This window comes from Micromonospora endolithica, assembly GCF_003626595.1.
In the GTDB taxonomy this organism is placed as follows: domain Bacteria; phylum Actinomycetota; class Actinomycetes; order Mycobacteriales; family Micromonosporaceae; genus Micromonospora; species Micromonospora endolithica.
In genome coordinates this window covers 67,236-87,304 of sequence record NZ_RBAK01000006.1, presented here as the reverse complement: position 1 = coordinate 87,304, position 20,069 = coordinate 67,236, and the positions used below count along the sequence as shown (strand labels likewise).

Sequence of the window (20,069 nt, the reverse complement as noted above, 5' to 3'; positions counted from 1 at the left end):
TGCGGAGGGGTCACCATGTCCGATCACGTGTCCGGCCACATCGACCTCGCTCGCCTACGGGAAGCGCTCGACGGCCCGTGGGCCGAGGTCCGCGAGGCCCACCGGAATCACCTCGACGGGCGTTTCCTGCCGGTTTACGGCGAGACCGGTGACCAGGCCCGGGAGCGGATCACCCGGCTCCTCCACGACCTCCCCGTCGAGCTGGGGATCGCGTCGGGCTTCCCCACCGAGTACGGCGGCCGATCCGACGTCGGCGGCTCGATCGTCGCGACCGAGATGCTGGCGCAGGTCGACCTGTCCCTGATGGTCAAGGCGGGCGTGCAGTGGGGCCTGTTCGGCGGCGCCGTCAACGCCCTCGGCACCCGGCGGCACCACGACGCCTACCTGCGGGACATCATCGCCGGCAAGATCTTCGGCTGCTTCGCGATGACCGAGACCGGCCACGGCTCCGACGTCCAGCAGCTACGCACCACCTGCGAGTACGACCCGCGGACGCAGACCTTCGACCTGCACACCCCGCACGAGGCGGCCCGCAAGGACTACATCGGCAACGCGGCACGCGACGGGCGGATGGCGGTGGTCTTCGCACAGCTGGTCACCGGTGGGCAGGGGCACGGCGTGCACGCCTGGCTGGTCCCGATCCGCGACGCGCGGGGCAACCCGCTGCCCGGCGTGACCATCGGTGACGCCGGGCCCAAGGCCGGCCTGCTCGGCGTGGACAACGGACGGCTGAGCTTCGACCACGTGACGGTGCCGCGCGACATGCTGCTGGACCGGTACGGCCAGGTCGCGGAGGACGGGACCTACTCCAGCCCGATCGAGAACGACTCCCGCCGCTTCTTCACCATGCTCGGCACCCTGGTCCGGGGCCGAGTGAGCGTGGGCGGCGCCGCGTCGGCCGCCACCAAGTCGGCGTTGACCATCGCGGTGCGCTACGGCGACATCCGTCGGCAGTTCGGCACGCCCGACGCGGATCGGGAGGTGCTGCTCAACGACTACCTGGCCCACCAGCGCAAGCTGCTGCCCGCCCTGGCCACCACGTACGCCCTGCACTTCGCCCAGGCCGAACTGGTCGCCGCGCTGCACGAGGTGCAGGGCGGCGACGGCCCGGTCGACGAGCACCGGCAACGGGAACTGGAGTCCCGGGCGGCCGGGCTCAAGGCCGCGCAGACCTGGCACGCCACCCGCACCATCCAGATGTGCCGCGAGGCGTGCGGCGGCGCCGGCTACCTGGCCGAGAACCGGCTACCCAGCCTCAAGGCCGACACCGACGTCTTCACCACCTTCGAGGGCGACAACACGGTGCTGCTGCAACTGGTGGCCAAGGGTCTGCTCACCGGACACCGGGACGACTTCGGGTCGCTGGACGGCTGGGGCCGCGCCTCCTTCGTCGCCGAACAGGTCCGGGAGATGGTGCTCGAACGCACCGCCGCCCGGTCACTCATCGAACGGCTGATCAGCGCCGTTCCCGGCCGCGACGAGGAGGTCGCCGTCACCGACCGGGGCTGGCAGCTCAAGGTCTTCGAGGACCGCGAGCGGCACCTCCTGGACGGCGCGGTCCGCCGTCTCCGCAACGGCGCGGTCACGAAGAAGGACCGCCCCTTCGACATCTTCAACGACGTGCAGGACCATGTCCTCGCCGTCGCCGCCGCGCACATCGACCGGGTCACCCTGGAGGCGTTCGTCGCCGGCGTCGAGGACACCGCCGACCCGGCGGTCCGGGCGCTACTCTCCCGGGTCTGCGATCTCTACGCGCTCGGTGTCATCGAGGCGAACAAGGGCTGGCTCCTGGAGCACGGCCGGCTCACGCCGGCCCGCTCGAAGGCGATCACCGGCGTGGTGAACGGCCTGCTCAAGGAGCTGCGCCCGCAGATGCGGACACTCGTGGAAGGCTTCGCCATCCCGGAGAAGTGGCTGCACTGCGCCATCCTGCGCGAGGAGCCCCAACGGCAGGAGACGATGGCCGCCCACGACGCCGCCGGGGATCCGCAGGCCGTCCCGGTATAGCGAGCGGGTGCCAGCGGGTCTCCGGGCGGTGGCGGCCAGCGCCGCGACGCCTCACCTGAGCCCGGCGGTCGGCGAGCCGCGCGACGCCCTATCGACCTGATGTCGTCGATGACTCAGCCTCGCCCGGAGGGGCGTGATGACATTGACGACTCAGTTCGGTAGTGCCCGTGGTGCGATCGCGCAGCCCCACCGTCGCCGGCGTTCGCGGTCTGGCGTCAGCCCGATGCTGCACGCACCGGCCGGGGGCTGTGCCGCCGGTTCCACCGAAGGGCTCCCGCCGCCGGGCGGCGGACCCCGCCCGGCGGCGTCGCGTACCTGCGGTGTGTCGGTCCTGCGGCCGGTGATCTCACCCCTTCAGGCCGGTGTGGGCCAGCCCCTCGATGAACTGCCGCTGGGCGATCAACTCCCCGCACCTGCTCACCCGCGACGACACCGCCTACGTCGTCTACCACGGTGGCGACGGCAGGAAGCACCTACCGAGGTCGGCAACAACTTCGACCGGGAGGTACACCTCCGATCGCGATCGGGGTACTGATGGCGATTCTCCAGTCCATCGACGGTGCGGATGGAACGATGCAGGGCGTGGGAACTGCGAAAACTGTCATGCCTGCCATCTCGCCACTCACCGGCGAGCCGATCAAGCGGGCCGACGCCGAGCGGCTCGCGGGAGTGCTGAAGGCGCTCGCCGACCCCGCCCGGCTCCGACTGCTCAGTCTGATCCAGTCCGCGCCGGAGGGCGAGGCGTCCGTCAGCGACCTCACCGCACCGCTCGGTCTCTCCCAGCCCACCGTGAGCCATCACCTACGCATCCTCACCGAGGCCGGCCTACTGGAACGCGAGAAGCGCGGCGTCTGGGCGTACTACCGCCTGGTGCCGTCCGCGATCGCGGCGATCGCCGACCTGTTGACGCCACCGCGTAAACGGGCGACGAAGAAATCCCGCTGATCCGCCCGGTGGACGGCGGACGCCCCCACCCTATGGTGTACCGATGGCATCGGTCAGACAGTTCCAGGTCACCTTCGACTGCGCGGAGCCCGAGCGGGTCGCCCGCTTCTGGTGCGAGTTGTTGGGGTACGTCCTGCCGCCACCGCCGGAGGGATTCGCCACCTGGGAGGCTTTCGGCAACGCGCAGCCGCCGGAGCGGCAGGGCGCGGCGTTCGCGTGCACGGATCCCACCGGTGTGGGCCCGCGGCTGTACTTCCAGCGCGTTCCCGAGGGCAAGGTGGTCAAGAACCGGCTGCATCTCGACGTACGGGTCGGCACCGGGCTGGTGGGTGAGGAGCGACTGGCCGCCCTCGAGGCCGAATGCGCCCGACTAGTTCCGCTCGGCGCGGCACGCGTGCGGCTGCTTCTCGCCGACGGCGAGAACGAGTCGTGCCTCGTGATGCAGGACGTCGAGGGCAACGAGTTCTGTCTCGACTGAGCGGCCGCGAGCGTGGCGACCCCGTGCGTCGACTGCGCCCGCCGCCGGCCTCACCGGTGGGCGAAGACGAAACCGCCCTCGACGTTCGGGGCCGGGTGGTGCACCATCTCGGCCTCGACGGCGAAGCCGGCGGCGCGCAGCCAGGCCGCGATCCGGCCCGGTGGGCGACGGTGCACATGGACGTTCATCCGGCCGCCATAGCCCTCGGTCACCCGCCGGCTGCCGTCACCCGCGTGGAATCCCAGCAACACCACCCCGCCGGGCCGGAGCACCCGGCGGAACTCGGCAAGGACGGTGGGGACCTCGTCGTCGGGAACGTGGATCAGGGAGAACCAGGCCAGCAGCCCGGTCAGGTAGCCGTCGGCCAGATCGAGGCTGGTCATCGAGCCGACCTCGAAGCGTAGGCCCGGATGGTCCCGCCGGGCCACGTCGACCATCACGGGTGACAGGTCGATGCCGAACGCGTCCAGGCCGGCGCGGTGCAGGTGGGCGGTGATCCGGCCGGGCCCGCAGCCGATGTCGGCGACCGGTCCGGCGTCCTGGGCGCGGACGAGTTCGGCGAAGAGCGCGAGGATGCCCCGCTGGAACGGCTCACCGGCGAGAGCGTCGCGCAGCAGCTCGGCATAGCTCAGCGCCACCGTGTCGTACGAGGTCCGGGTGTCGTCGAGCCAACCTCGCATGCGTTGCACCATAGCCTCGGCCGGGGTACCGCGCAGACTCACCCGACCCGCCGCTCACAGCCAGTCGTGTTCGCGGGCGTAGCGGGCCGCCTCGTGGCGGGTGTGGGTCTGGGTCTTCTGCATGGCGTTGGACAGGTAGTTGCGCACCGTGCCCTGGGCGAGGTGGAGCCGGGCGGCGATGTCGACGACCGAGTAGCCCTCGCCGGTCTCCCGCAGGACGTCGAGTTCGCGGTCGGTGAGTGGGCAGTCGTCGATGACCGCGAGCGCGGACACGTCCGGGTCGATCCACCGCTTGCCGGCTTGCAGGGCGGTGATGACCGAGGTGATGTGAGCCGGCTCGGCGGACTTGCTGACGAAGCCCTGGACGCCGAGTTTCAGGGCCTTGCGCAGCACGCCGGGCCGGGCGTGCCGGGTCAACATGAGGACCACCTGTTCCGGGCGGGCACGGCGGATCTCCGCGACGGCGCCGAGCCCGTCCACGCCCGGCATCTCCAGGTCGATAACCAGCACGTCGGGCCGGTGCCGCAGGGTGGCCGCGATGGCGGTCTCGCCGTCCTGCGCCTCGGCCAGGACGGTGACGTCGCCTTCCAGGGGCAGCAGTGCGGCCAGCGCCTTGCGGAGCAGCACCTCGTCGTCGGCGAGCACGATCGTCGTCATCGGCCAACCTTCCCCGCGTCCCTGGGTGCGGCTTCGGCGCGGGCCGGCGGGAAGACCGCTGCGGTCAGGAACCGCCCATCCGTCTGTTCCACGGTCAGCTCGCCTCCGTCGCCCGCCAACCGTTGCCGCAGCGCCGACAGCCCCCGGAGTTCGGGGAGCGTGTCGGCGGTCACGCCGTCGTTGACGATGGTGATGCCCGAGCCGGAGAGCGTGATCTGCACCGTGGTGGCCTGCGCGTGCCGCAGGATGTTGGTGGTCGTCTCGCGCAGCACCTGACCGAGCAGTTCGCTGGCGCGGGCGTCGACCTCGGCCTCCCGGGTCACCCGGACCCGGATGCCGGCGGCCTCGAACAGGTTCTTCGCGTTCTCGATCTCCGCCGAGAGGTTGAGCCGCCGTTGCGCGTACGCGAGTTCCCTGGTCTGGGTGATGGTGTCGCTGACCAGGGCATAGATCTCCCGCAGTTCGCTCTCCGCTCGATCCGGGTCGCCGGGCACCAGTTTCCGCGCCAGCGCGATCTTCAGTTTGACCACGTGCAGGGTGTGGCCCTGGATGTCGTGCAGGTCGCTGGCGAACCGGACCCGTTCCCGGACGACCGCCAGTTCCGCCTCGCGTTCCCGGGTCTGTTCGAGTTCCCGGATGAGGTCGTAGAACCGCTCACCCACCACCGTCAGGACGGTCACCAGGACGGTGAGGGCCGTCGGGACGAGGACGTACGTGAGGAGGACCTCGCCCACGTCGTCCCGCTCCACCAGCAGCCGTGCCGACCCGACGACGGCGACGTAGGAGAAGAGCGCGACCAGCGCCAGTGCCCGCCGCCGCCGTACCTCGCGCATGGCGAGCGAACCCGCCGCGCAGAAACCCCAGTACGCGTTCGGGCTGCCGGTCACCAGGACTCCCAACGGCCACACCGCTGCCGCGACGACCACGCAGGGCAGCGCGACCCGCGCCAGGTCGTCCGCGGTCCACCGTTCGAAGGCCACCAGGGCCGCCACGACCCCCGGGGCCAGGACGATGAAATGCCACCAGGTACGCGCGTCGACGAGGAGCAGGACCACCGCGGCGATCACCACCGGCGGCAGTGACGTCGCGAGGGTGAGCCGGCGCAGTCGTCCCTGCGTCGCCTTGGTGAAGCGCGGCGATCTTGCGGTCACCACCTCAGTATCCGCCAGCCGGTGGCCACGACCAGTGACACCACGTCACATGCGGTCATGACGTGGCGCCACTGACCGGTCGGGCGGATCCGCGCTGTGATGGGTGCATGTCCACCACACCCGTCATCGAAGTCGACCGGCTGAACCTCACCTACGGCGACTTCCACGCCGTCAGGGACCTTTCCTTCGAGGTAAGACCAGGAGAGCTGTACGCGCTGCTCGGCACCAACGGAGCCGGGAAGACCTCGACCCTGGAGGTCATCGAGGGACACCGGGGGCCGACCTCCGGCACCGTGCGGGTCTTCGGGAACAGCCCGCGGGACCGCCGGGCGGTCCGTCCCCGGATGGGCGTCATGCTCCAGGAGAGCGGATTCTCCCCGGACCTCACGGTCCGTGAGTCCGTCCGTCTGATCGGCCGGCTCAGCGGGCGCACCGACGATGTCGACCGGGTGCTCGACATCGTCGACCTCACCGACCGGGCCGGCCGGAGGGTGTCCCAGCTCTCCGGCGGGGAGAAGCGGCGGCTGGATTTCGCCACCGCCGTCTACGGCACCCCGGAGCTGATCTTCCTGGACGAGCCGACCACCGGTCTGGACATCCAGACCCGCGACGCCGTGTGGGCGACCGTCGACCGGCTGCGCGAGAACGGCGCCACCATCGTGCTCACCACCCACTACCTTGAAGAGGCACAGCAGCGTGCCGACCGGATCGGGCTGATGCACCAGGGCACCCTCCACCGCGAGGGCACCGTCGCCGAACTGACCCGCACCCTGCCGGCGGTCATCCGCTTCTCCCTCCCGGCACCGGCACCGGCACTGCCGCTGCAGGCCGCCGTCGACGCCGACGGGAAGGTCGTGGTCGAGACCTTCGGACTGCAGAAGGACCTGCACCTCCTGCTCGGATGGGCCCAGGACCACGCCATCGAGCTGCAGGGCCTGGAGGCCGGGCCGACCCGCCTCGACGACGTGTTCCGTGCCATCAGCAGCTGAATCCTCCCTCTCGACAGGAGTGTCGCCGTGTTGTCCATCGCCGCCAGTGAACTGATCCAGATCTTCCGCAACCGGCTGGTGCTGGTCACCAGCCTCATCATCCCGGTGGCCGTCTGCCTCTTCTTCGTCCGTCAGCACGAGACCTTCGCTGACATCGGCAGCCTCGGTTACATCGCCGCGGTCGTGATGTTCACGATCGCCGCGTTCGGGCTCTACGCCACCGCCGTCACCACCCTGGCCTCCCGACGGCAGAACCTCTTCCTCAAGCGGCTGCGCTCCACCGCCGCGAGCGACACCGGCATCCTCGCCGGCCTGCTGCTGCCCGTCACCGTCATCGCGGTGGTGCAGGTGACCGCGATCCTGATCGCCCTGGCCGTGGTCGCCGGGAAGCCGGCGAACATCGCCCTGCTCGTGGTGGCGACCGTCGCCACCCTGGCCATGATGATCGGCCTGGCCCTGGCCACCGCCGGGCTGACCAACTCACCCGAACACGCGCAGGTCACCACCCTGCCCGTCACGCTCGGCGTCATCTTCGTGGCCACCTGGGTGGGCATCACCGGCACCGCGGACCTCGCCTGGCTCAAGCGGCTGCTGCCCGGCGGCGCCGCCACCGAACTGACCATGAACGCCTGGAACGGCGGCGTCGCCGTGACCGAATCGCTGGCCCTACTCGCACCCACCCTGGCCTGGGTCGCCATCGCCGTCGCCCTCGCCAACCGACTCTTCCGCTGGGAGCCCCGCCGATGACCGCCGATGACCGCCCGGACGCCCCGACCCTGGCCGAGGATCTCCTGCTGCTCCTGTTCCAGCCCAGGTCCGGGACCATCGCCGGGGAGAACACCCTCTTCTACGTTCTCGCCGGAGCCGTACTCGCCGACCTCGCCCTCGGTGAGCATCTGACCACGGCGGAACGGCGGCGGGTCCGGAGCGTCGAGGGTCACCCCCCGTCGGATGAGATCCTCCGTTCGGCGTGGGACTACCTCTCCGAGAAGCCCCGGGGGGTTCAGACGACACTCGCGGCGATCGGCCCCGCCCTGCGCGAGCCCGTGTTGGAGCGGCTAGTCGGACGAGGGGACATCGATCGGGTGCCGCGCAAGACGCTCGGCCTGTTCCGGACGACAGCCCTGCGGGAAGGAAGGACCGAACGCCGGGCGCGCCTGCTCGCCGACGTCCGGCGGGTCCTCGTGGACGGCGTCGAGCCGCAGGCCCGGGTCGCCGCACTCGCAGCACTGCTCTCGGCGAGCGGAACCCTCCCGCAGTTCCACCGCGAGATTCCGTGGACGTCACCGGTGATCACGCGGGCCAAGGAACTCGAGCGCGGCGACTGGGGCGCCGACGCCGCGGCGGAGGCGGTGGCCCGGACCGTGACGGCCACCGTCGTCAACAGTGCGGTCGTGGCCATCACCGTGCTTCCCCGAGTCTGAGCAGGCCGGCGCGTCAGGTACCGGGCGGGTGGAATCCCTCGCTGGCGGCGCGGCGGGCGGTGCAGGCCGCACGCCGTACCGCCGCGACGGCATCCGCCCGACCCGGTCGGCACGTCGAGCCGCATACCCGGCGCGGCGGAACTCAGCCTTACCGCGTCTCAGGCCTCACCTGTGCCACTCCCGGCACGGCACGCGGCCGAAAGAGCGGCCAACCGACCTGCCGGATCATGCAGGATCATGTGGCCGTCGGTGATGACCCGGTGCGTGCCTGGATCGACCGGGTCGATGTCTGCCCAGCCCAGTGGGGCGACCCCCATCTCGACCTCGAATCCGGACGGGCGCCGCACCCGGATCTCCCGGAGCGGCCCCCACTGCGCCAACCGGACGACGTCACCATGGAGCAGATCCGTCCAGACGCTCGCCTCCGCGTGACGCGGATTGTCGGTGAGGACCACGATGTCGACGTCCGAGTCCATCCGCGCGGCCTGGCGCGCCCAGGAACCGACGACCACCACTGCACCGACGTCCTCGCGGCTGGCCGCCCACCCGACCACCTGGTCGACGACCGCTCGGACCTCCTGCGACCGCTCCTGCGTCACCACGCGGTCGAGTCTGACATGAGCGTCGGCCAGCCGCTGTCCTGCCGATCCCGTCGCCGACGACCCAACCCGGCAGCGCGGGGCGACCGACGGCGGGGTGCCCACCACGACTGGCGCAGGAAGCCCTATCCCAGGCTCAGGTTGTGCTGTTCCAGCGCGTTCTGGATGGTCCCGAGCGCTTTCGGCCCCATGCCGTGCAGCTTGGCCAGCTCGGTGCGCGGCACCCCGGCGAGGTCGCGCAGCGTCGCATAGCCGGCGTTGTTCAGGGCGCGGGTCGCCGGCGCACCGATCTTCGGCAGCGTGTCGAGGGTGGACTCCACGCCGCCGATCCTAGGCGTCCCGGCCCTGCCGCGGTCGAGTATTCTAGTGCTAGAATAATGGTCATGGATCTGACCCCCGCCGAGTTGACCGTGCTGGGTCTGGTCATCGAGCGGCCGCAGCACGGCTACGACCTGGCGCGGGTGATCGAGCAGCGCGGCATACGGCAGTGGACCGATATCGGGTTCTCCTCGATCTACTACCTGCTCGCCAAGTTGGAGCGGCGCGGCCTGCTCCACGTTCCGGAGGGTCCGGCAGCCGTAAGGTCCCGCCGTGTCTTCCACGCCACCGCAGCGGGCCGTGAGGTCGCGGCACGTGACGCGCGGACCCTCATCGCCGAGGCGCGGCCGGTTCCACACCCACTGTTGGTCGGCATCGCCAACCTCTCCCTGCTGTCGGCGCAGCAGTACGCGCAGGCGCTGAGCGCCCGGTTGGCGCAGATCGAAGCCCAGATCGCCGCGGTCCGAGCGGCCCAGCAGGGACCAGCACCCCTCCCACTCGCGGCGCGCGAGGTGTTCTCCTACTCCCTGAGCCTCATGGAGGCGGAAAGGCAGTGGCTCGCCACCCGAGCCCAGGCCCGGTGATGAAGATGACCGACGACAAGACCGACTTCAAGAAGACCCTCGACGCCTACCAGGCACAGCGGGGCCGGTTCCGGATGGTCGACGTACCCGAGATGCAGTACGTCATGATCGACGGCCACGGCGATCCCAACACCTCACCCGCCTTCGTCGAGGCGATCGAAGCGCTCTACCCGGTGGCGTACAAGCTGAAGTTCGCCAGCAAGCGGAACCTCGGACGCGACTACGTCGTCCCGCCCCTGGAAGGCCTGTGGTGGGCCGCGGACATGAGGTCCTTCACCACCGCCCGGGACAAGTCACGGTGGGACTGGACGCTGATGCTCATGGTCCCGGACTGGATCGACGAGCGGATGTTCTCCAGCGCCGTCGAGCAGGCCGCCGCGAGGCACCGCCCCGCGCGTCTCGACGATGTCCGCCTCCAGACGCTGGCCGAGGGACGGTGCGTGCAGACGCTGCACGTGGGTTCCTTCGACGACGAGGCCGACGTGCTCGCGCGACTGCACCACGAGTTCATCCCCGGCCACCGGCTGCGCATGGCCGGCACCCATCACGAGATCTACCTCAGCGACTTCCGCAAGGTGGCACCCGACAAGCGGCGCACCATCCTCAGGCAACCGGTCACCACCGACACCCGGGGGTGAGCGCCGGGCCCGCGATGAGCGCGAAGCGTTCAAGCCTTGTTTGTAAGTGGTTACTACTGTAATGCTGCGGGTATGGGCACGCAGCGCAGTACGGCACCGCAGCGACGGGTGGACGCGGTCGACATCGGCATGCGCGTCTTCGCCGACCACGGACTGACCACCGCGTCGGTGCAGAAGGTGGCCGACCAGATGGGCGTGTCCCAGCCGTACGTCTTCCGGCTGTTCGGCAGTAAGCGCGACTTCTTCCTGGCCTGCATGCATGAGATGGAGGCCCGTATCCGGCGGGTGCTCCAGCAGGCGGCGACCCAGAACCCGGGTGACCCGCTGCCCGCCATGCGCGCCGGCTTCCGGGCGCTGATCGCCGACGGTGTCGTCACCGGCCTGTGGTTGCAGGCCTGCGCGGCGGCCCGCTCCGACGAGGCGGTCGCGGCGGGCTGCCGGGCGGTGATCGGCGGGATCCTGGACGAGGCCGAGCACTGGTCCACGGCGGGACCGGGAGAGTTGCGGGACACGCTCGCGCTCGGTGCGTTGGTGGTGATGCTCCAGGCGTTGAGCGTGGACGTGACCGGGGGCAGCCAGGCCGCGATCGACTCGCTGCGCGGCGCGGAGGCCACGTGGTGAACCGCTTTGATCGAGAGGAGTGAGGTGGTGGACGTCTTCGGGTCGGTGGCCGACCTGTACGAGACCGCCCGGCCGGGCTATCCGCCCCAGATCGCCGAGGAGATCGTCGCCTACCACGGCGGCACGCCGCTGTCCGTGGTCGAGATCGGCGCCGGCACCGGCAAGGGAACCGAGGTGCTCGCCCGCATCGGCGCGCCGCTGACCTGCATCGAGCCCGATCCGCGGATGGCGGCGTTACTGGCCACGCGATTTCCCGACGTTGACGTCCGCGCCAGCACCTTCGAACAGTGGTCGCCACCTGCCGGTGGCGTCGGCGTGCTGGCCTGTGCCATGGCCTGGCACTGGCTGGACCCGGCCACCCGCAACGCTCACGCGCGGCAGGCACTCGCCCCCCGCGGCACACTGGCGCTGTTCGGGCATCGCTACGACTACGCCGACCCCGGCCAGCGGGCGGCGATCCGATCCGCGCTGCAAACGATCGACCCCACCGTACGGGAGCGGCCCGCGGACTGGTTCCACCAGGACGTCGTCGACCACGGGCGGTTCGTCGACGTCCGCAAGGAGGTCTTCCGGCGTGACCTGCCACTGGACAAGGGGCACTATCTCGATCTGGTGCGTACCTTCGGGCCGTACCTGTCCCGGTCCCCGGAGCGGCAACGGCGCGGGCTGACCGTCCTCGGCCGACTGGTCGACGACTTCGGCGGCACCGTCGTACTCGATCTGCGCACCACGCTGGTGCTGGCCCGGGGCGAAGGGTGACGGCATGCTCGGTGACCGGTGGGGCGTGACCGACAGCGAGGTCTCGCGCGCCTATCCCTGCGACGACTTCGTCGTCGCACCCACCCTGCGGGCGTGGCGAGGGGTACGGGTGAACGCGCCTGCCACCGTGGTGTGGCCGTGGGTCGCCCAGGTGCGGCTGGCGCCCTACTCCTACGACTGGATCGACAATCTCGGCCGCCGCTCACCTCGCCGTCTGGTCGGCCTCCCCGAACCCCGGGTGGGAGAGGCGTTCACCACCGCCGGCGGGCGCCGGCGGGGTCGGATTCTCTCGGTCGAGCCCGGAAGGCAACTGACCGGCACGATCATGAATGCCTGCTTGTCCTACGTCCTGGTACCCGACGAGCACGACACCACGCGCCTGCTGCTCAAGGTGGTGATGCGGACGAACCGGATGGTCGCCCTCGGGGTGTCCGTCGGGGACCTGGTCATGGCCCGACGGCAGCTACTCACCCTCAAGCAACTGGCCGAACGCTCTACCGAGTGAGGGATCCCGGCCGGCTCCGCCGGTGTCGCATCCCGGTACGATCTCGGATCGCACCTCGACCCGGCACCGCATGGAGATGATCACGATCGACCCGTCGACGCGTTTCGTGCTCTTTCCCGGGCGCCATCACCTGCTGACCCGCTTCCAGGCCGACTACCTGCACCGGCTGGCCGCGGCCGGCGGCACGACGATCGTGTGGGCGGTGACCTCCGCCAATCACGAGAACACCCGGCGCAATCCGGTTCCGTACCACCGGCGTGAGGCCGCGATCGAGCGACTGAGCGTGTCGAGCGGGTTGCGGTCGGTGGTCGTACCGATCTTCGACACCGCGCCCACCGACGCCTTCGCCGAGGTGACCCTCAAGACCATCGCGGTGGCCACCGGCCTCGACCTGACCCCCGACAACACCCTGGTCGCCTGCTCCACACCGCAGGTGGCCAAGCTCTACGAGCGGCTCGGGTTCTCCATCGCGCAGGTGGAGGCGGACCCGGAGATGCCGGGCGCGCCGGAGCGCCCGTGGGACGTGCTGCTGCGGCTGGCCGGGGGCGACGAGACCTGGCGCCAGCTCGCCCACCCGGCCACGATCGACGTCTTCGACCGCTACCAACTGGTCGAGACGGTCCGGTCGGTGGTCAACGACCCCCTCGTCGGCGACGAGGGCGGGCTGACCGCGACCCGCGACTACCGGACCTACGTCGAGGCCTTCGCCGACGCCGCCGAGCGCAAGTGGGCCGCGGTCCGCCAGCACGTGCAGCCCGGCCGCATCGTGGACATCGGCTGCGGCGCCGGGGCGGTCCTGGAACTGGCGGACCGGGAGGCCGCGCTGCACGAGAGCGACCTCATCGGCGTCGAGGTGGCCCGCCAGCTCTACCAGGAGTGCGTGCACAAGAAGGCGCAGGGCGTCTTCCGCAACGCCAACGTGTACTTCTTCCAGCGCAACGTCCTGGGTGGGGCGATCTTCAAGGACCGCTCGGTGGACACCACGCTCACCTTCGCCCTGACCCATGAGATCTGGTCGTACGGGCGGCAGCGCGAGTCGGTGCTGAAGTTCGCCCGTCGCATCCACGACCACACGGTGCCCGGCGGAGTCTGGATCAACAGCGACGTCTGCGGGCCGGACGACCGCCACCGTCAGGTGATCCTGTGGCTCGCCACCGACGACGGCGACAACCCGGCGTCGCCGCGACACGATCTCGCCCAGCTCACCTCCGGCGAGGTCAGACGGTACGTCGGTGGCCTGTCGACGAGAGCGCGGTTGGACCAGTTCGCGGTCGACTTCGCGTTCCCCTTCAGCCACGAGGCCCTGGACGACGGCTCGGTACGGCTCGAACTGGGTGCCGCGATGGACTACCTGACCCGCAAGGACTACGTCGACAGCTGGCTGTCGGAGACGCGGGAGCAGTTCTGCGGCCTCGACTTCGCCGACTGGACGGACCTGCTGACCGACGCGGGCTTCGAGATCGACCCGGCTTCGACCCCGGTTCGCAACGACTGGCTGGTCGAGAACCGGATCGCGCCGGTCGCCTCCCTCACCGACCTCGACGGTCGCCCGCTCGACTGGCCGACCACCCACATCCGCGCCGTCGCCCGCCGCCCCTGGCACGGGTGAGCGTGCCGGCACAGCGGCCGCACTTCCGGATCTCGCGCCCCATCAGCGGCGAGAGCGGGTACGGTCTGGTCCGGCCGGCGGGCTCCAGCTCGCGGTAAGGGTGACGATCTCCGCGGTCACCCCGTCCGGGTCGACGAGTTGGTGCAGGTGACCGCCGGGAATCTCGGCCACGTCCCAACCCCGCGTCCGCGCCTCCTGCGCCGTGCGGTCGTACGGTGGCCCGTAGCACAGGTACCCGCACGGCCGGTGATCCCAGCCCACGGGCACCGGGAACTGCTGCTCGTAGTAGCTCAACGGGACCCGGGGCTGCTCGGCCGCGACCATCGACCTGGTCCGGGCGTCGGGGAACAGCGACGCGGTGGCGCTCTCCTCCCACCAGGTCGTCCACGGCGGCAACCGACCCTGCGTCGCCATCGACCGCAGGTACGCCAGCCGCTCGGGCGACGCGGCGGGCGTCGGCCCGCACCGGGAGGGCAAGCTGGCATCCACGAACAGGCAGCCGACCACCGGCCGCCCGACCGCGACTACGACAGTCGGGACCAGAAGTCCGGCGTTGCTGTGCGCGACCAGCACGATCGGCTGGTCCGGCCGTAGGTGGGTGACGCTCTCGCTGACAGTGGCGCCGATCCGGGGCCAGAACGGGGCGTCGTCGGCATCGGCCACCCGGACCAACGACGGCACGATCGCCGCCGCACCCCGGGCCCTCAGCCTGGCCGCCACCGGAGCCCAGGTCAGGGGACCCAACAACAGGCTGTGCAGCAGTACGAACACCGGCTTCATCGGTCCACCATCACGGACCCGCCCGACAGCCGCCACCTTTCGGCGAACGCGATGTCGCGAGCCATCGGAGCGGTCGAAACCCGGATGACCTCGGCGCCGATGGTGCGTAGCGTGCCGGCCATGTCCCGGACAGAGCTACGGCCGTTCACGGCCGCCGACCTGGCTGCCTGCGGCACGTTGCTGGCCGACCGGCACCGCCGGCACCGCGCCGCCCAGCCGCTGCTGTCCGCCCGGTTCGAGGACGCCGCCGTCGCGCTGGCGGAGCTGACCGCCGCGTACGAGACTCCCGACGCGTCGGGAGCGGTCGCGTACCGCGCCGGCGTCCCGGTGGGCTTCGTCCTCGGCGCACCGAAGCCGTCACCGCTGTGGGGGCCGAACATCTGGGTGGAGGCCGCCGGACTCGCGGTCACCGACCCCGAGGTGACGCGCGACCTGTACGCGGTCGCCGCCGCCCGATGGGTCGACGAGGGCCGCACGGCGCACTACGTCGTCGTACCTACGTACGACGCGGAGCTGGTGCGGGCCTGGTTCCGCCTGGGCTTCGGCCAGCAGCACGCGCACGCCATCCAACCCGCCGCCCGGCCGGGGACGGGTACGCCGGCCGGGCTGCCGGTGCGCCGGGCGACCCGGGCCGACATCCCGGCGCTCGCCCAACTCGAACTCGAGTTGCCACTGCATCACGGGCGGTCCCCGACGTTCTCGGCCGGCCGGGTGGGCACGCTGGAAGAGGCCCTCGCCGAGTGGACCGCCGACTTCGACAACCCCGGGTACGCCACCTTCGTCGCCGAGTCGGACGGCCGGGTCGTCGGCTCGGCCATCGGCTGCGCACTGGAGAAGTCGAGTGGGCACCTGAGCCTGGCCCGCCCGGACCACGCCGGGTTCCTCGGGTTCGCGGCGGTCTTCCCGCACGCCCGGGGCACCGGCGCCGGACGCGCCCTCGGCACCGCCGTCATCGACTGGGCCGTGACGGCCGGGTTCGACAGCGTGGTCACCGACTGGCGGGTGACCAACCTGCTCGCCTCACGGGCCTGGCCGGCACTCGGCTTCAGCGAGACGTTCCTCCGGCTGCACCGGCTGATCGGCTACTGACCGGTCGCGACCCCACACCGGACGGCATCGAGACCGGAATCGAACCGGCGTGCGCCGCTTCGCAGGCGGGCCGGCCTCCGGCCCCCCGGACCCGACGCGCTGTCGCGTGCCCCACATCTCGCTGCGTACCCCCGGCGCGATTCGAACGCGCGACCCCTGGATCCGTAATCCAGTGCTCTATCCGCTGAGCCACGGGGGCAAGGTGTCGTCGGTGGGCCCGCACCACCGCTGTCCTGCCGTTCCGGCCACCTCTCCACCGGAGGGCGGCAGTTCCCTTCGCTTTCTGTCTTGCGTGCGCTCGGAGGGAGTCGAACCCTCACGCCTCTCGGCACGCGGCGCTGAACCGCGCGTGTCTACCTGAGTTCCACCACGAGCGCGTGGTGCCGACGCCCGGTGTCGATCCGGGTGCCTTCCGGTCATGAGCCGGATGCTCTGCCGTTGAGTACGCCGGCTTGAGTGGACGGCCCGGGAAAGGCGGCCGGCGGGGCCGCGACCCCGCCGGCCAGGATCAGCGCTGCTCCATGCTCGACCAGCTGGGCACCGACGGCGGGAACCGGAGTGCCATCCCCGCCTCGGTGGGGGTCAGGTCCCCCTTGCGCTGGTTGCAGCCGTAGCATGCGCCGATCGTGTTCTGCCAGGTGTTCCGCCCGCCGCGGGAGCGGGGCACGATGTGGTCGACGGTGGTCGCCGGCGCGGGGCAGTAGCCGCACCGACGGCCGTCACGGCGCAGGACGCCGCCCTTGCTCCAGGCGGGTTCTCTCGTGTAGCGCCACTTGGTGACGACGTACCGGACGAGCCGGAGGACGCGGGGCACCGGGAAGATGCCGATGAGCCGGTCCGGCTCGGCTTCGTGGATCTCGGCGACCCGGCGCATGAGCATCCGGATCGCGTGTCTGATCGGGACCCGGTGCAGCGGTCCCAGGTCGGCGTTCAGGACCAGAACGGCGTCCACCGGTCCCCCTTCCTGTCGTATGCCGGTGGTGGAGGCTCCGGGAGTCGAACCCCGTGTCTCTCGCTCCCAAAGCGAGCGGGTCAGCCGTCGCCCTCGTCCCGGAGGTGGTACTCCCCGGCCGGCCCGTGCTGACGCCGGCCGGGGTTCTGTCTATGCCATCCAGTGTGGAGTGGAGAATGTGCGACGCTGCCGGCCGAAGTCGGAGCGAGTAGCAGGGGCGACAGGACTCGAACCTGCGACCTCCGGTTTTGGAGACCGGTGCTCCACCAGTTGAGCTACGCCCCTGTGAGGTGGTGATGGAGTAACGAAAAGCCGCCCTGTCCCTGTCGGGGTGGGCGGCTTCGCAGCTTGCGCCGGCGCTATTCGCGCCGCCACCCCGGCTTCCAGTTCTGCTCGCTCGCGCGGAGGTCGTGGGCTCGCCCGAACGAGGGCAGCACACCGCCGCGCGGCATGAGCCGCGTGGATTCGGTAGAGGCGTACTGCGGCACGGGGAACTCCTCGGTTGGTGCGGATGACCTTGCCAATTGAAGGTAAGGGCGGCGTCCACGATGGGCAACGGATATTTCCGAATCCGCGTTCACCTACCTCGTGGCTATCGACGGTCCGGCGTTGAGGAGCGCAACTACACGTCAGAGCTTGCGGGCGACCCCGCAGTAACCATCCACGATGGCCGACGGCCGGTTGTCCGGCCGCCAGTGCCCCAACGGCACGACACCGGGCTCGACGAGGTCGAGACCGTCGAAGAAGGCCGTGAAGTCCGCGCCCCCCCGCAGGTGGTACGGCAGCGCGCCACTCCCGTTGTACTGCCGATGCGACTCGATGACCCGCTCACTGGTCGCCGTGCCGTCGGACATCGCCAGGAAGCTGCCGGGGGGCAGGGACGAGACCAGGGCGTTGACGATGGCCCGCGCCTCGGCCGGGTTCTCGACGTGACCCATGACGCCCAGCATCATCAGGGCGATCGGCTCATTGAAGTCCAGTGTTTCGCGGGCGTCCTGGATGATCTTCTCCGGGTCGCGCAGGTCGGCGTCGACATACTGGGTGGCGCCTTCCTGGCTGCCGCTCAGCAGCACCCGGGCGTGCGCGAGCACCATCGGGTCGTTGTCGACATAGACGACGCGCGCCTCCGGCTTGATCCGTTGGGCGACCTCGTGCGTGTTCTCGGCCGTGGGCAGGCCGGTGCCGACGTCCAGGAACTGGCGAATCCCCGCCTCTGCGGCAAGATAGGTCACCGCTCGACCCAGGAACGCGCGCGAACACCGTGCCGCCTCGACGATTTCCGGGAAGACCGCCCGCACCTGTTGGCCGACCTCCCGATCCGGGGCGAAGTTGTCCTTACCGCCGAGCCAGTAGTTCCACACCCGAGCGGAGTGCGGCACCGTCGTGTCCAGCTTGGTGGCCGAACCCCCCATGGGCTGCTCAGCCCGGTCCTGCGACATGTCTGTCTCTCCTTACCAGCCAGGCGGCGTCAAGGCCGTAGCCTAGCGACGCGCCGACGCCCGCGTGGTACCGCAAGGCTGTCGATCCCCGTTCTCCGAACGTTCGTTTCACGACCAGGTCCCGACAACGAGCGAGGTGGCAACGAGAAGGTCGAACGGTACGCAGAACCGTACGATCCATTTCGGTACGACGCGGCCGTCACGGTGGGCGAAGTCCCACGCGGCGTGGGCCAGCCAGCCTGCCGCGATCAGATAGCGGCCGATTGCCGGATCCACGATCAACGTAACCACCGACACCGCGGTGAAGCAGACCAGCCCGACGGCTTGGATCCGCATCGCGGCGGACCGGTCCGCACCGTGCCGAGAGGCAGCGAAGATCAGGTAGATGAGGGCGACGAGAGGGGGGATGAACGTTGTCGGACTGTACGGGTCGAAGGGGCCGCTGTCGGTCAGCTCGACCACCCCGAGCGCGACGCCCAACCACAGCGCGGGACTCCGCAGCACGGCGGCAGCAGGGGAGGTGGCTTGGTGAGTCACTGTTCCGGTCATGGATCCAGGTTGCGGCCTTGGGCACGCAACGGGCAGCCTCCTGTTGTCACCGGTCAACCGTGCGGATCGCACAGGTCACCGGTGCATCGCGCTCTCCCGATCCCAGGCCCCGCTACCGGTGTCTTTCGGCGAGGCGCTGGGCCTGTCCTGCGTGTATGTCACTCACCCACTCCCAGCCAGGCGCGGCCGCTGGGCCGATCCGCGGATCTTCGGGAGCATGGCCGTCCCGCAGGGCGTGCAGGTAGGCGCGGTCCTGTGCGATCCGTGCGTGCACCTGGTCAGCCCGGGCGACTGACCCGTGACCCGGAACGAGGACGTCGACTCTGTCCGCCACGCCCTCCAGCAGGCGCAGTCCTGTGAGGTAGTCCTCGACCGGGTCATTGGCGTCGTTGAAGTCGTCGAGCATCGGAATGAAGACGTCGGACAGCATGTCGCCAGCCACGAGCACTCCCCGGTCCTCGATCAGGAGTGCCGCATGGCCCGGGGAGTGAGCCGGATGCTCCAGAATCCGAACCCGAGGGCCGGCCCAGGGAACCTGCCCGGTTCCGGCGGACAGACCGGTGATGAGGCCGAACAGATCCAGCGGTACCTCCTGGGCGATCTCCGGCGGGAGGCCCTCGGCGGCGCGGGTCCTCCAGTCCGCTCGGGACCGCACACCCCGCATGACGTCCGCGCAGCGGGCTGTGCCGTACCGGGGCACGTCGCCGAAGTCGGCGTGCCAGAGCACGTGGTCCCAATCAGGGTGGGTCGCGAAACCCGCGACACAGTGCTGGCCCGAGTCGGACAGGTCCTGAGCGAGGCAGGCCATCTCGTCGCCGGTGATCCCGGGATCGATCAGCAACGCCCCCGCCCGGCCCTGCACGACAACGGCATTGTTCTGGAGCAACTCGCTCTGGTGGATCAGCACACCTTCCGCGACCTGGGTCAGCACGGGCGGATCCTTCCGCTTGTGGTCTGCCGCCACCTGTCGAGACCGTACGCGGTGGAACTGGCCGCATCATTCTTCACGAAGGCTTCCTTCTGGGTGGGTGGTAGGGGCTTCGACGGCCGGTCAGCCGGCGGCGATCAGCCCGACGGCGGCCGAGCAGAACACCAGGCCGAGGCGCTGCCCGATGCCGAGGCGCTCGCCGAGCAGCATCCGGGCCAGCAACACGGTGACGGCGGGATAGAACGAGGCGAGCACGGCGACCACGCCGAGGTCGGTGAGGTGGCGGGCCTCGACGAACGCGAGGCTGCCGGACACGCCGAGCAGTGGCATCGATGAACTGCTCAACGGCTTCTTCGGCCGGCCCGGTG

24 protein-coding genes and 4 tRNA genes are annotated in these 20,069 nt (G+C 70.4%); 13 read left to right on the top strand and 15 right to left on the bottom strand.

The window, feature by feature from the left end:
- Positions 1–15 precede the first annotated feature (15 nt).
- The 3 genes from D7223_RS16850 (at position 16) to D7223_RS16840 (ending at position 3,430) form a co-directional block, all read left to right on the top strand.
- Positions 16–2,007 (top strand): acyl-CoA dehydrogenase family protein, encoded by a 1,992-nt coding sequence (locus D7223_RS16850; protein WP_120729355.1) that lies wholly within the window; start codon positions 16–18, stop codon positions 2,005–2,007.
- Positions 2,008–2,580: 573 nt separating this feature from the next.
- Positions 2,581–2,952, top strand: coding sequence for an ArsR/SmtB family transcription factor (locus D7223_RS16845; RefSeq protein ID WP_120729577.1), 372 nt, complete (start codon positions 2,581–2,583; stop codon positions 2,950–2,952).
- A 43-nt stretch (positions 2,953–2,995) separates the two neighbouring features.
- A complete protein-coding gene (locus D7223_RS16840; RefSeq protein WP_120729354.1) occupies positions 2,996–3,430 on the top strand; it encodes a VOC family protein in 435 nt (144 codons plus the stop codon).
- 50 nt (positions 3,431–3,480) lie between these two features.
- On the opposite strand, the gene D7223_RS16835 is transcribed toward D7223_RS16840, so the two are convergent.
- The 3 genes from D7223_RS16835 to D7223_RS16825 are packed head-to-tail and all read right to left on the bottom strand — an operon-like array spanning position 3,481 to position 5,918.
- Positions 3,481–4,110 (bottom strand): class I SAM-dependent DNA methyltransferase, encoded by a 630-nt coding sequence (locus tag D7223_RS16835; protein WP_120729353.1) that lies wholly within the window; start codon positions 4,108–4,110, stop codon positions 3,481–3,483.
- 54 nt (positions 4,111–4,164) lie between these two features.
- Positions 4,165–4,767: a response regulator transcription factor gene (locus tag D7223_RS16830; RefSeq protein WP_120729352.1), complete on the bottom strand. Its 603-nt coding sequence runs from the start codon at positions 4,765–4,767 to the stop codon at positions 4,165–4,167.
- Entirely contained in the window at positions 4,764–5,918 is a 1,155-nt protein-coding gene (locus D7223_RS16825) for a sensor histidine kinase (protein ID WP_120729576.1), read from the bottom strand. The genes D7223_RS16830 and D7223_RS16825 overlap by 4 nt, the downstream gene beginning before the upstream one ends.
- Positions 5,919–6,025: 107 nt before the next feature.
- On the opposite strand from D7223_RS16825, the gene D7223_RS16820 reads away from it, so the two are divergent.
- From D7223_RS16820 to D7223_RS16810, 3 genes are read left to right on the top strand one after another with little or no spacing between them, the layout of a single operon-like run.
- Positions 6,026–6,907, top strand: a complete 882-nt coding sequence (locus D7223_RS16820) for an ABC transporter ATP-binding protein (RefSeq protein WP_120729351.1) — start codon at positions 6,026–6,028, stop codon at positions 6,905–6,907.
- Between the two features lie 27 nt (positions 6,908–6,934).
- Positions 6,935–7,654, top strand: a complete 720-nt coding sequence (locus D7223_RS16815; protein WP_120729350.1) for an ABC transporter permease — start codon at positions 6,935–6,937, stop codon at positions 7,652–7,654.
- The gene (locus D7223_RS16810) at positions 7,651–8,331 is read left to right on the top strand and encodes a GOLPH3/VPS74 family protein (RefSeq protein WP_120729349.1); all 681 of its coding nucleotides are present in this window, start codon (positions 7,651–7,653) and stop codon (positions 8,329–8,331) included. Before D7223_RS16815 ends, D7223_RS16810 begins: the two co-directional genes overlap by 4 nt.
- A gap of 158 nt (positions 8,332–8,489) precedes the next feature.
- Here the strand turns inward: D7223_RS16810 and D7223_RS16805 are convergent, their stop codons facing one another.
- The gene (locus D7223_RS16805) at positions 8,490–8,933 is read right to left on the bottom strand and encodes a nucleotidyltransferase domain-containing protein (protein WP_120729348.1); all 444 of its coding nucleotides are present in this window, start codon (positions 8,931–8,933) and stop codon (positions 8,490–8,492) included.
- Between the two features lie 122 nt (positions 8,934–9,055).
- Positions 9,056–9,250 (bottom strand): helix-hairpin-helix domain-containing protein, encoded by a 195-nt coding sequence (locus D7223_RS16800; RefSeq protein ID WP_120729347.1) that lies wholly within the window; start codon positions 9,248–9,250, stop codon positions 9,056–9,058.
- A 63-nt stretch (positions 9,251–9,313) separates the two neighbouring features.
- Here D7223_RS16800 and D7223_RS16795 point away from each other — a divergent pair, with 63 nt between their 5' ends.
- The 6 genes from D7223_RS16795 to D7223_RS16770 all read left to right on the top strand — a co-directional run bounded on the left by D7223_RS16795 (position 9,314) and on the right by D7223_RS16770 (position 13,964).
- Positions 9,314–9,832, top strand: coding sequence for a PadR family transcriptional regulator (locus D7223_RS16795; RefSeq protein WP_120729575.1), 519 nt, complete (start codon positions 9,314–9,316; stop codon positions 9,830–9,832).
- Positions 9,832–10,470 (top strand): GyrI-like domain-containing protein, encoded by a 639-nt coding sequence (locus D7223_RS16790; RefSeq protein ID WP_120729346.1) that lies wholly within the window; start codon positions 9,832–9,834, stop codon positions 10,468–10,470. The genes D7223_RS16795 and D7223_RS16790 overlap by 1 nt, the downstream gene beginning before the upstream one ends.
- Positions 10,471–10,542: 72 nt before the next feature.
- Positions 10,543–11,091, top strand: a complete 549-nt coding sequence (locus D7223_RS16785; protein WP_120729345.1) for a TetR/AcrR family transcriptional regulator — start codon at positions 10,543–10,545, stop codon at positions 11,089–11,091.
- Between the two features lie 6 nt (positions 11,092–11,097).
- Positions 11,098–11,850, top strand: coding sequence for a class I SAM-dependent methyltransferase (locus D7223_RS16780; protein WP_120729344.1), 753 nt, complete (start codon positions 11,098–11,100; stop codon positions 11,848–11,850).
- Between the two features lie 4 nt (positions 11,851–11,854).
- Positions 11,855–12,355, top strand: a complete 501-nt coding sequence (locus tag D7223_RS16775) for a polyketide cyclase (RefSeq protein WP_120729343.1) — start codon at positions 11,855–11,857, stop codon at positions 12,353–12,355.
- A 70-nt stretch (positions 12,356–12,425) separates the two neighbouring features.
- Positions 12,426–13,964 carry a methyltransferase domain-containing protein gene (locus D7223_RS16770; protein WP_238162068.1) on the top strand — a complete coding sequence of 513 codons (1,539 nt, stop codon included), beginning with the start codon at positions 12,426–12,428 and terminating at the stop codon, positions 13,962–13,964.
- A 42-nt stretch (positions 13,965–14,006) separates the two neighbouring features.
- Here D7223_RS16770 and D7223_RS16765 read toward each other — a convergent pair whose 3' ends face one another.
- Positions 14,007–14,744 carry an alpha/beta fold hydrolase gene (locus D7223_RS16765; protein ID WP_120729342.1) on the bottom strand — a complete coding sequence of 246 codons (738 nt, stop codon included), beginning with the start codon at positions 14,742–14,744 and terminating at the stop codon, positions 14,007–14,009.
- Between the two features lie 120 nt (positions 14,745–14,864).
- On the opposite strand from D7223_RS16765, the gene D7223_RS16760 reads away from it, so the two are divergent.
- On the top strand, positions 14,865–15,833 hold the full coding sequence (locus D7223_RS16760; RefSeq protein WP_120729573.1) for a GNAT family N-acetyltransferase: 969 nt from the start codon (positions 14,865–14,867) through the stop codon (positions 15,831–15,833).
- Between the two features lie 126 nt (positions 15,834–15,959).
- Here D7223_RS16760 and D7223_RS16755 read toward each other — a convergent pair.
- The 9 genes from D7223_RS16755 to D7223_RS16720 all read right to left on the bottom strand — a co-directional run bounded on the left by D7223_RS16755 (position 15,960) and on the right by D7223_RS16720 (position 20,046).
- A tRNA-Arg gene (locus D7223_RS16755) sits at positions 15,960–16,032 on the bottom strand.
- 94 nt (positions 16,033–16,126) lie between these two features.
- A tRNA-Leu gene (locus D7223_RS32820) sits at positions 16,127–16,210 on the bottom strand.
- A 1-nt stretch (position 16,211) separates the two neighbouring features.
- Positions 16,212–16,285, bottom strand: a tRNA-Met gene (locus D7223_RS16750).
- Positions 16,286–16,341: 56 nt separating this feature from the next.
- Positions 16,342–16,785 (bottom strand): HNH endonuclease, encoded by a 444-nt coding sequence (locus D7223_RS16745; RefSeq protein WP_120729341.1) that lies wholly within the window; start codon positions 16,783–16,785, stop codon positions 16,342–16,344.
- 212 nt (positions 16,786–16,997) lie between these two features.
- A tRNA-Trp gene (locus D7223_RS16740) sits at positions 16,998–17,070 on the bottom strand.
- A gap of 344 nt (positions 17,071–17,414) precedes the next feature.
- On the bottom strand, positions 17,415–18,224 hold the full coding sequence (locus tag D7223_RS16735; protein ID WP_120729340.1) for an SAM-dependent methyltransferase: 810 nt from the start codon (positions 18,222–18,224) through the stop codon (positions 17,415–17,417).
- Positions 18,225–18,332: 108 nt separating this feature from the next.
- A complete protein-coding gene (locus D7223_RS16730; RefSeq protein ID WP_147252560.1) occupies positions 18,333–18,773 on the bottom strand; it encodes a hypothetical protein in 441 nt (146 codons plus the stop codon).
- 112 nt (positions 18,774–18,885) lie between these two features.
- Positions 18,886–19,704: an MBL fold metallo-hydrolase gene (locus D7223_RS16725; protein WP_120729338.1), complete on the bottom strand. Its 819-nt coding sequence runs from the start codon at positions 19,702–19,704 to the stop codon at positions 18,886–18,888.
- Positions 19,705–19,824: 120 nt separating this feature from the next.
- A complete protein-coding gene (locus D7223_RS16720) occupies positions 19,825–20,046 on the bottom strand; it encodes an EamA family transporter (protein ID WP_202864663.1) in 222 nt (73 codons plus the stop codon).
- Between the last annotated feature and the right edge of the window lie 23 nt (positions 20,047–20,069).

Bases quoted from the DNA above. Each gene is read 5' to 3' on its own strand.
- D7223_RS16850 (WP_120729355.1), top strand. From the start codon at position 16: ATGTCCGATCACGTGTCCGGCCACATCGACCTCGCTCGCCTACGGGAA.
- D7223_RS16845 (WP_120729577.1), top strand. From the start codon at position 2,581: ATGCAGGGCGTGGGAACTGCGAAAACTGTCATGCCTGCCATCTCGCCA.
- D7223_RS16840 (WP_120729354.1), top strand. From the start codon at position 2,996: ATGGCATCGGTCAGACAGTTCCAGGTCACCTTCGACTGCGCGGAGCCC.
- D7223_RS16835 (WP_120729353.1), bottom strand. From the start codon at position 4,110: ATGCGAGGTTGGCTCGACGACACCCGGACCTCGTACGACACGGTGGCG.
- D7223_RS16830 (WP_120729352.1), bottom strand. From the start codon at position 4,767: ATGACGACGATCGTGCTCGCCGACGACGAGGTGCTGCTCCGCAAGGCG.
- D7223_RS16820 (WP_120729351.1), top strand. From the start codon at position 6,026: ATGTCCACCACACCCGTCATCGAAGTCGACCGGCTGAACCTCACCTAC.
- D7223_RS16810 (WP_120729349.1), top strand. From the start codon at position 7,651: ATGACCGCCGATGACCGCCCGGACGCCCCGACCCTGGCCGAGGATCTC.
- D7223_RS16795 (WP_120729575.1), top strand. From the start codon at position 9,314: ATGGATCTGACCCCCGCCGAGTTGACCGTGCTGGGTCTGGTCATCGAG.
- D7223_RS16790 (WP_120729346.1), top strand. From the start codon at position 9,832: ATGAAGATGACCGACGACAAGACCGACTTCAAGAAGACCCTCGACGCC.
- D7223_RS16785 (WP_120729345.1), top strand. From the start codon at position 10,543: ATGGGCACGCAGCGCAGTACGGCACCGCAGCGACGGGTGGACGCGGTC.
- D7223_RS16775 (WP_120729343.1), top strand. From the start codon at position 11,855: ATGCTCGGTGACCGGTGGGGCGTGACCGACAGCGAGGTCTCGCGCGCC.
- D7223_RS16770 (WP_238162068.1), top strand. From the start codon at position 12,426: ATGGAGATGATCACGATCGACCCGTCGACGCGTTTCGTGCTCTTTCCC.
- D7223_RS16765 (WP_120729342.1), bottom strand. From the start codon at position 14,744: ATGAAGCCGGTGTTCGTACTGCTGCACAGCCTGTTGTTGGGTCCCCTG.
- D7223_RS16760 (WP_120729573.1), top strand. From the start codon at position 14,865: ATGTCCCGGACAGAGCTACGGCCGTTCACGGCCGCCGACCTGGCTGCC.
- D7223_RS16735 (WP_120729340.1), bottom strand. From the start codon at position 18,224: ATGTCGCAGGACCGGGCTGAGCAGCCCATGGGGGGTTCGGCCACCAAG.
- D7223_RS16730 (WP_147252560.1), bottom strand. From the start codon at position 18,773: ATGACCGGAACAGTGACTCACCAAGCCACCTCCCCTGCTGCCGCCGTG.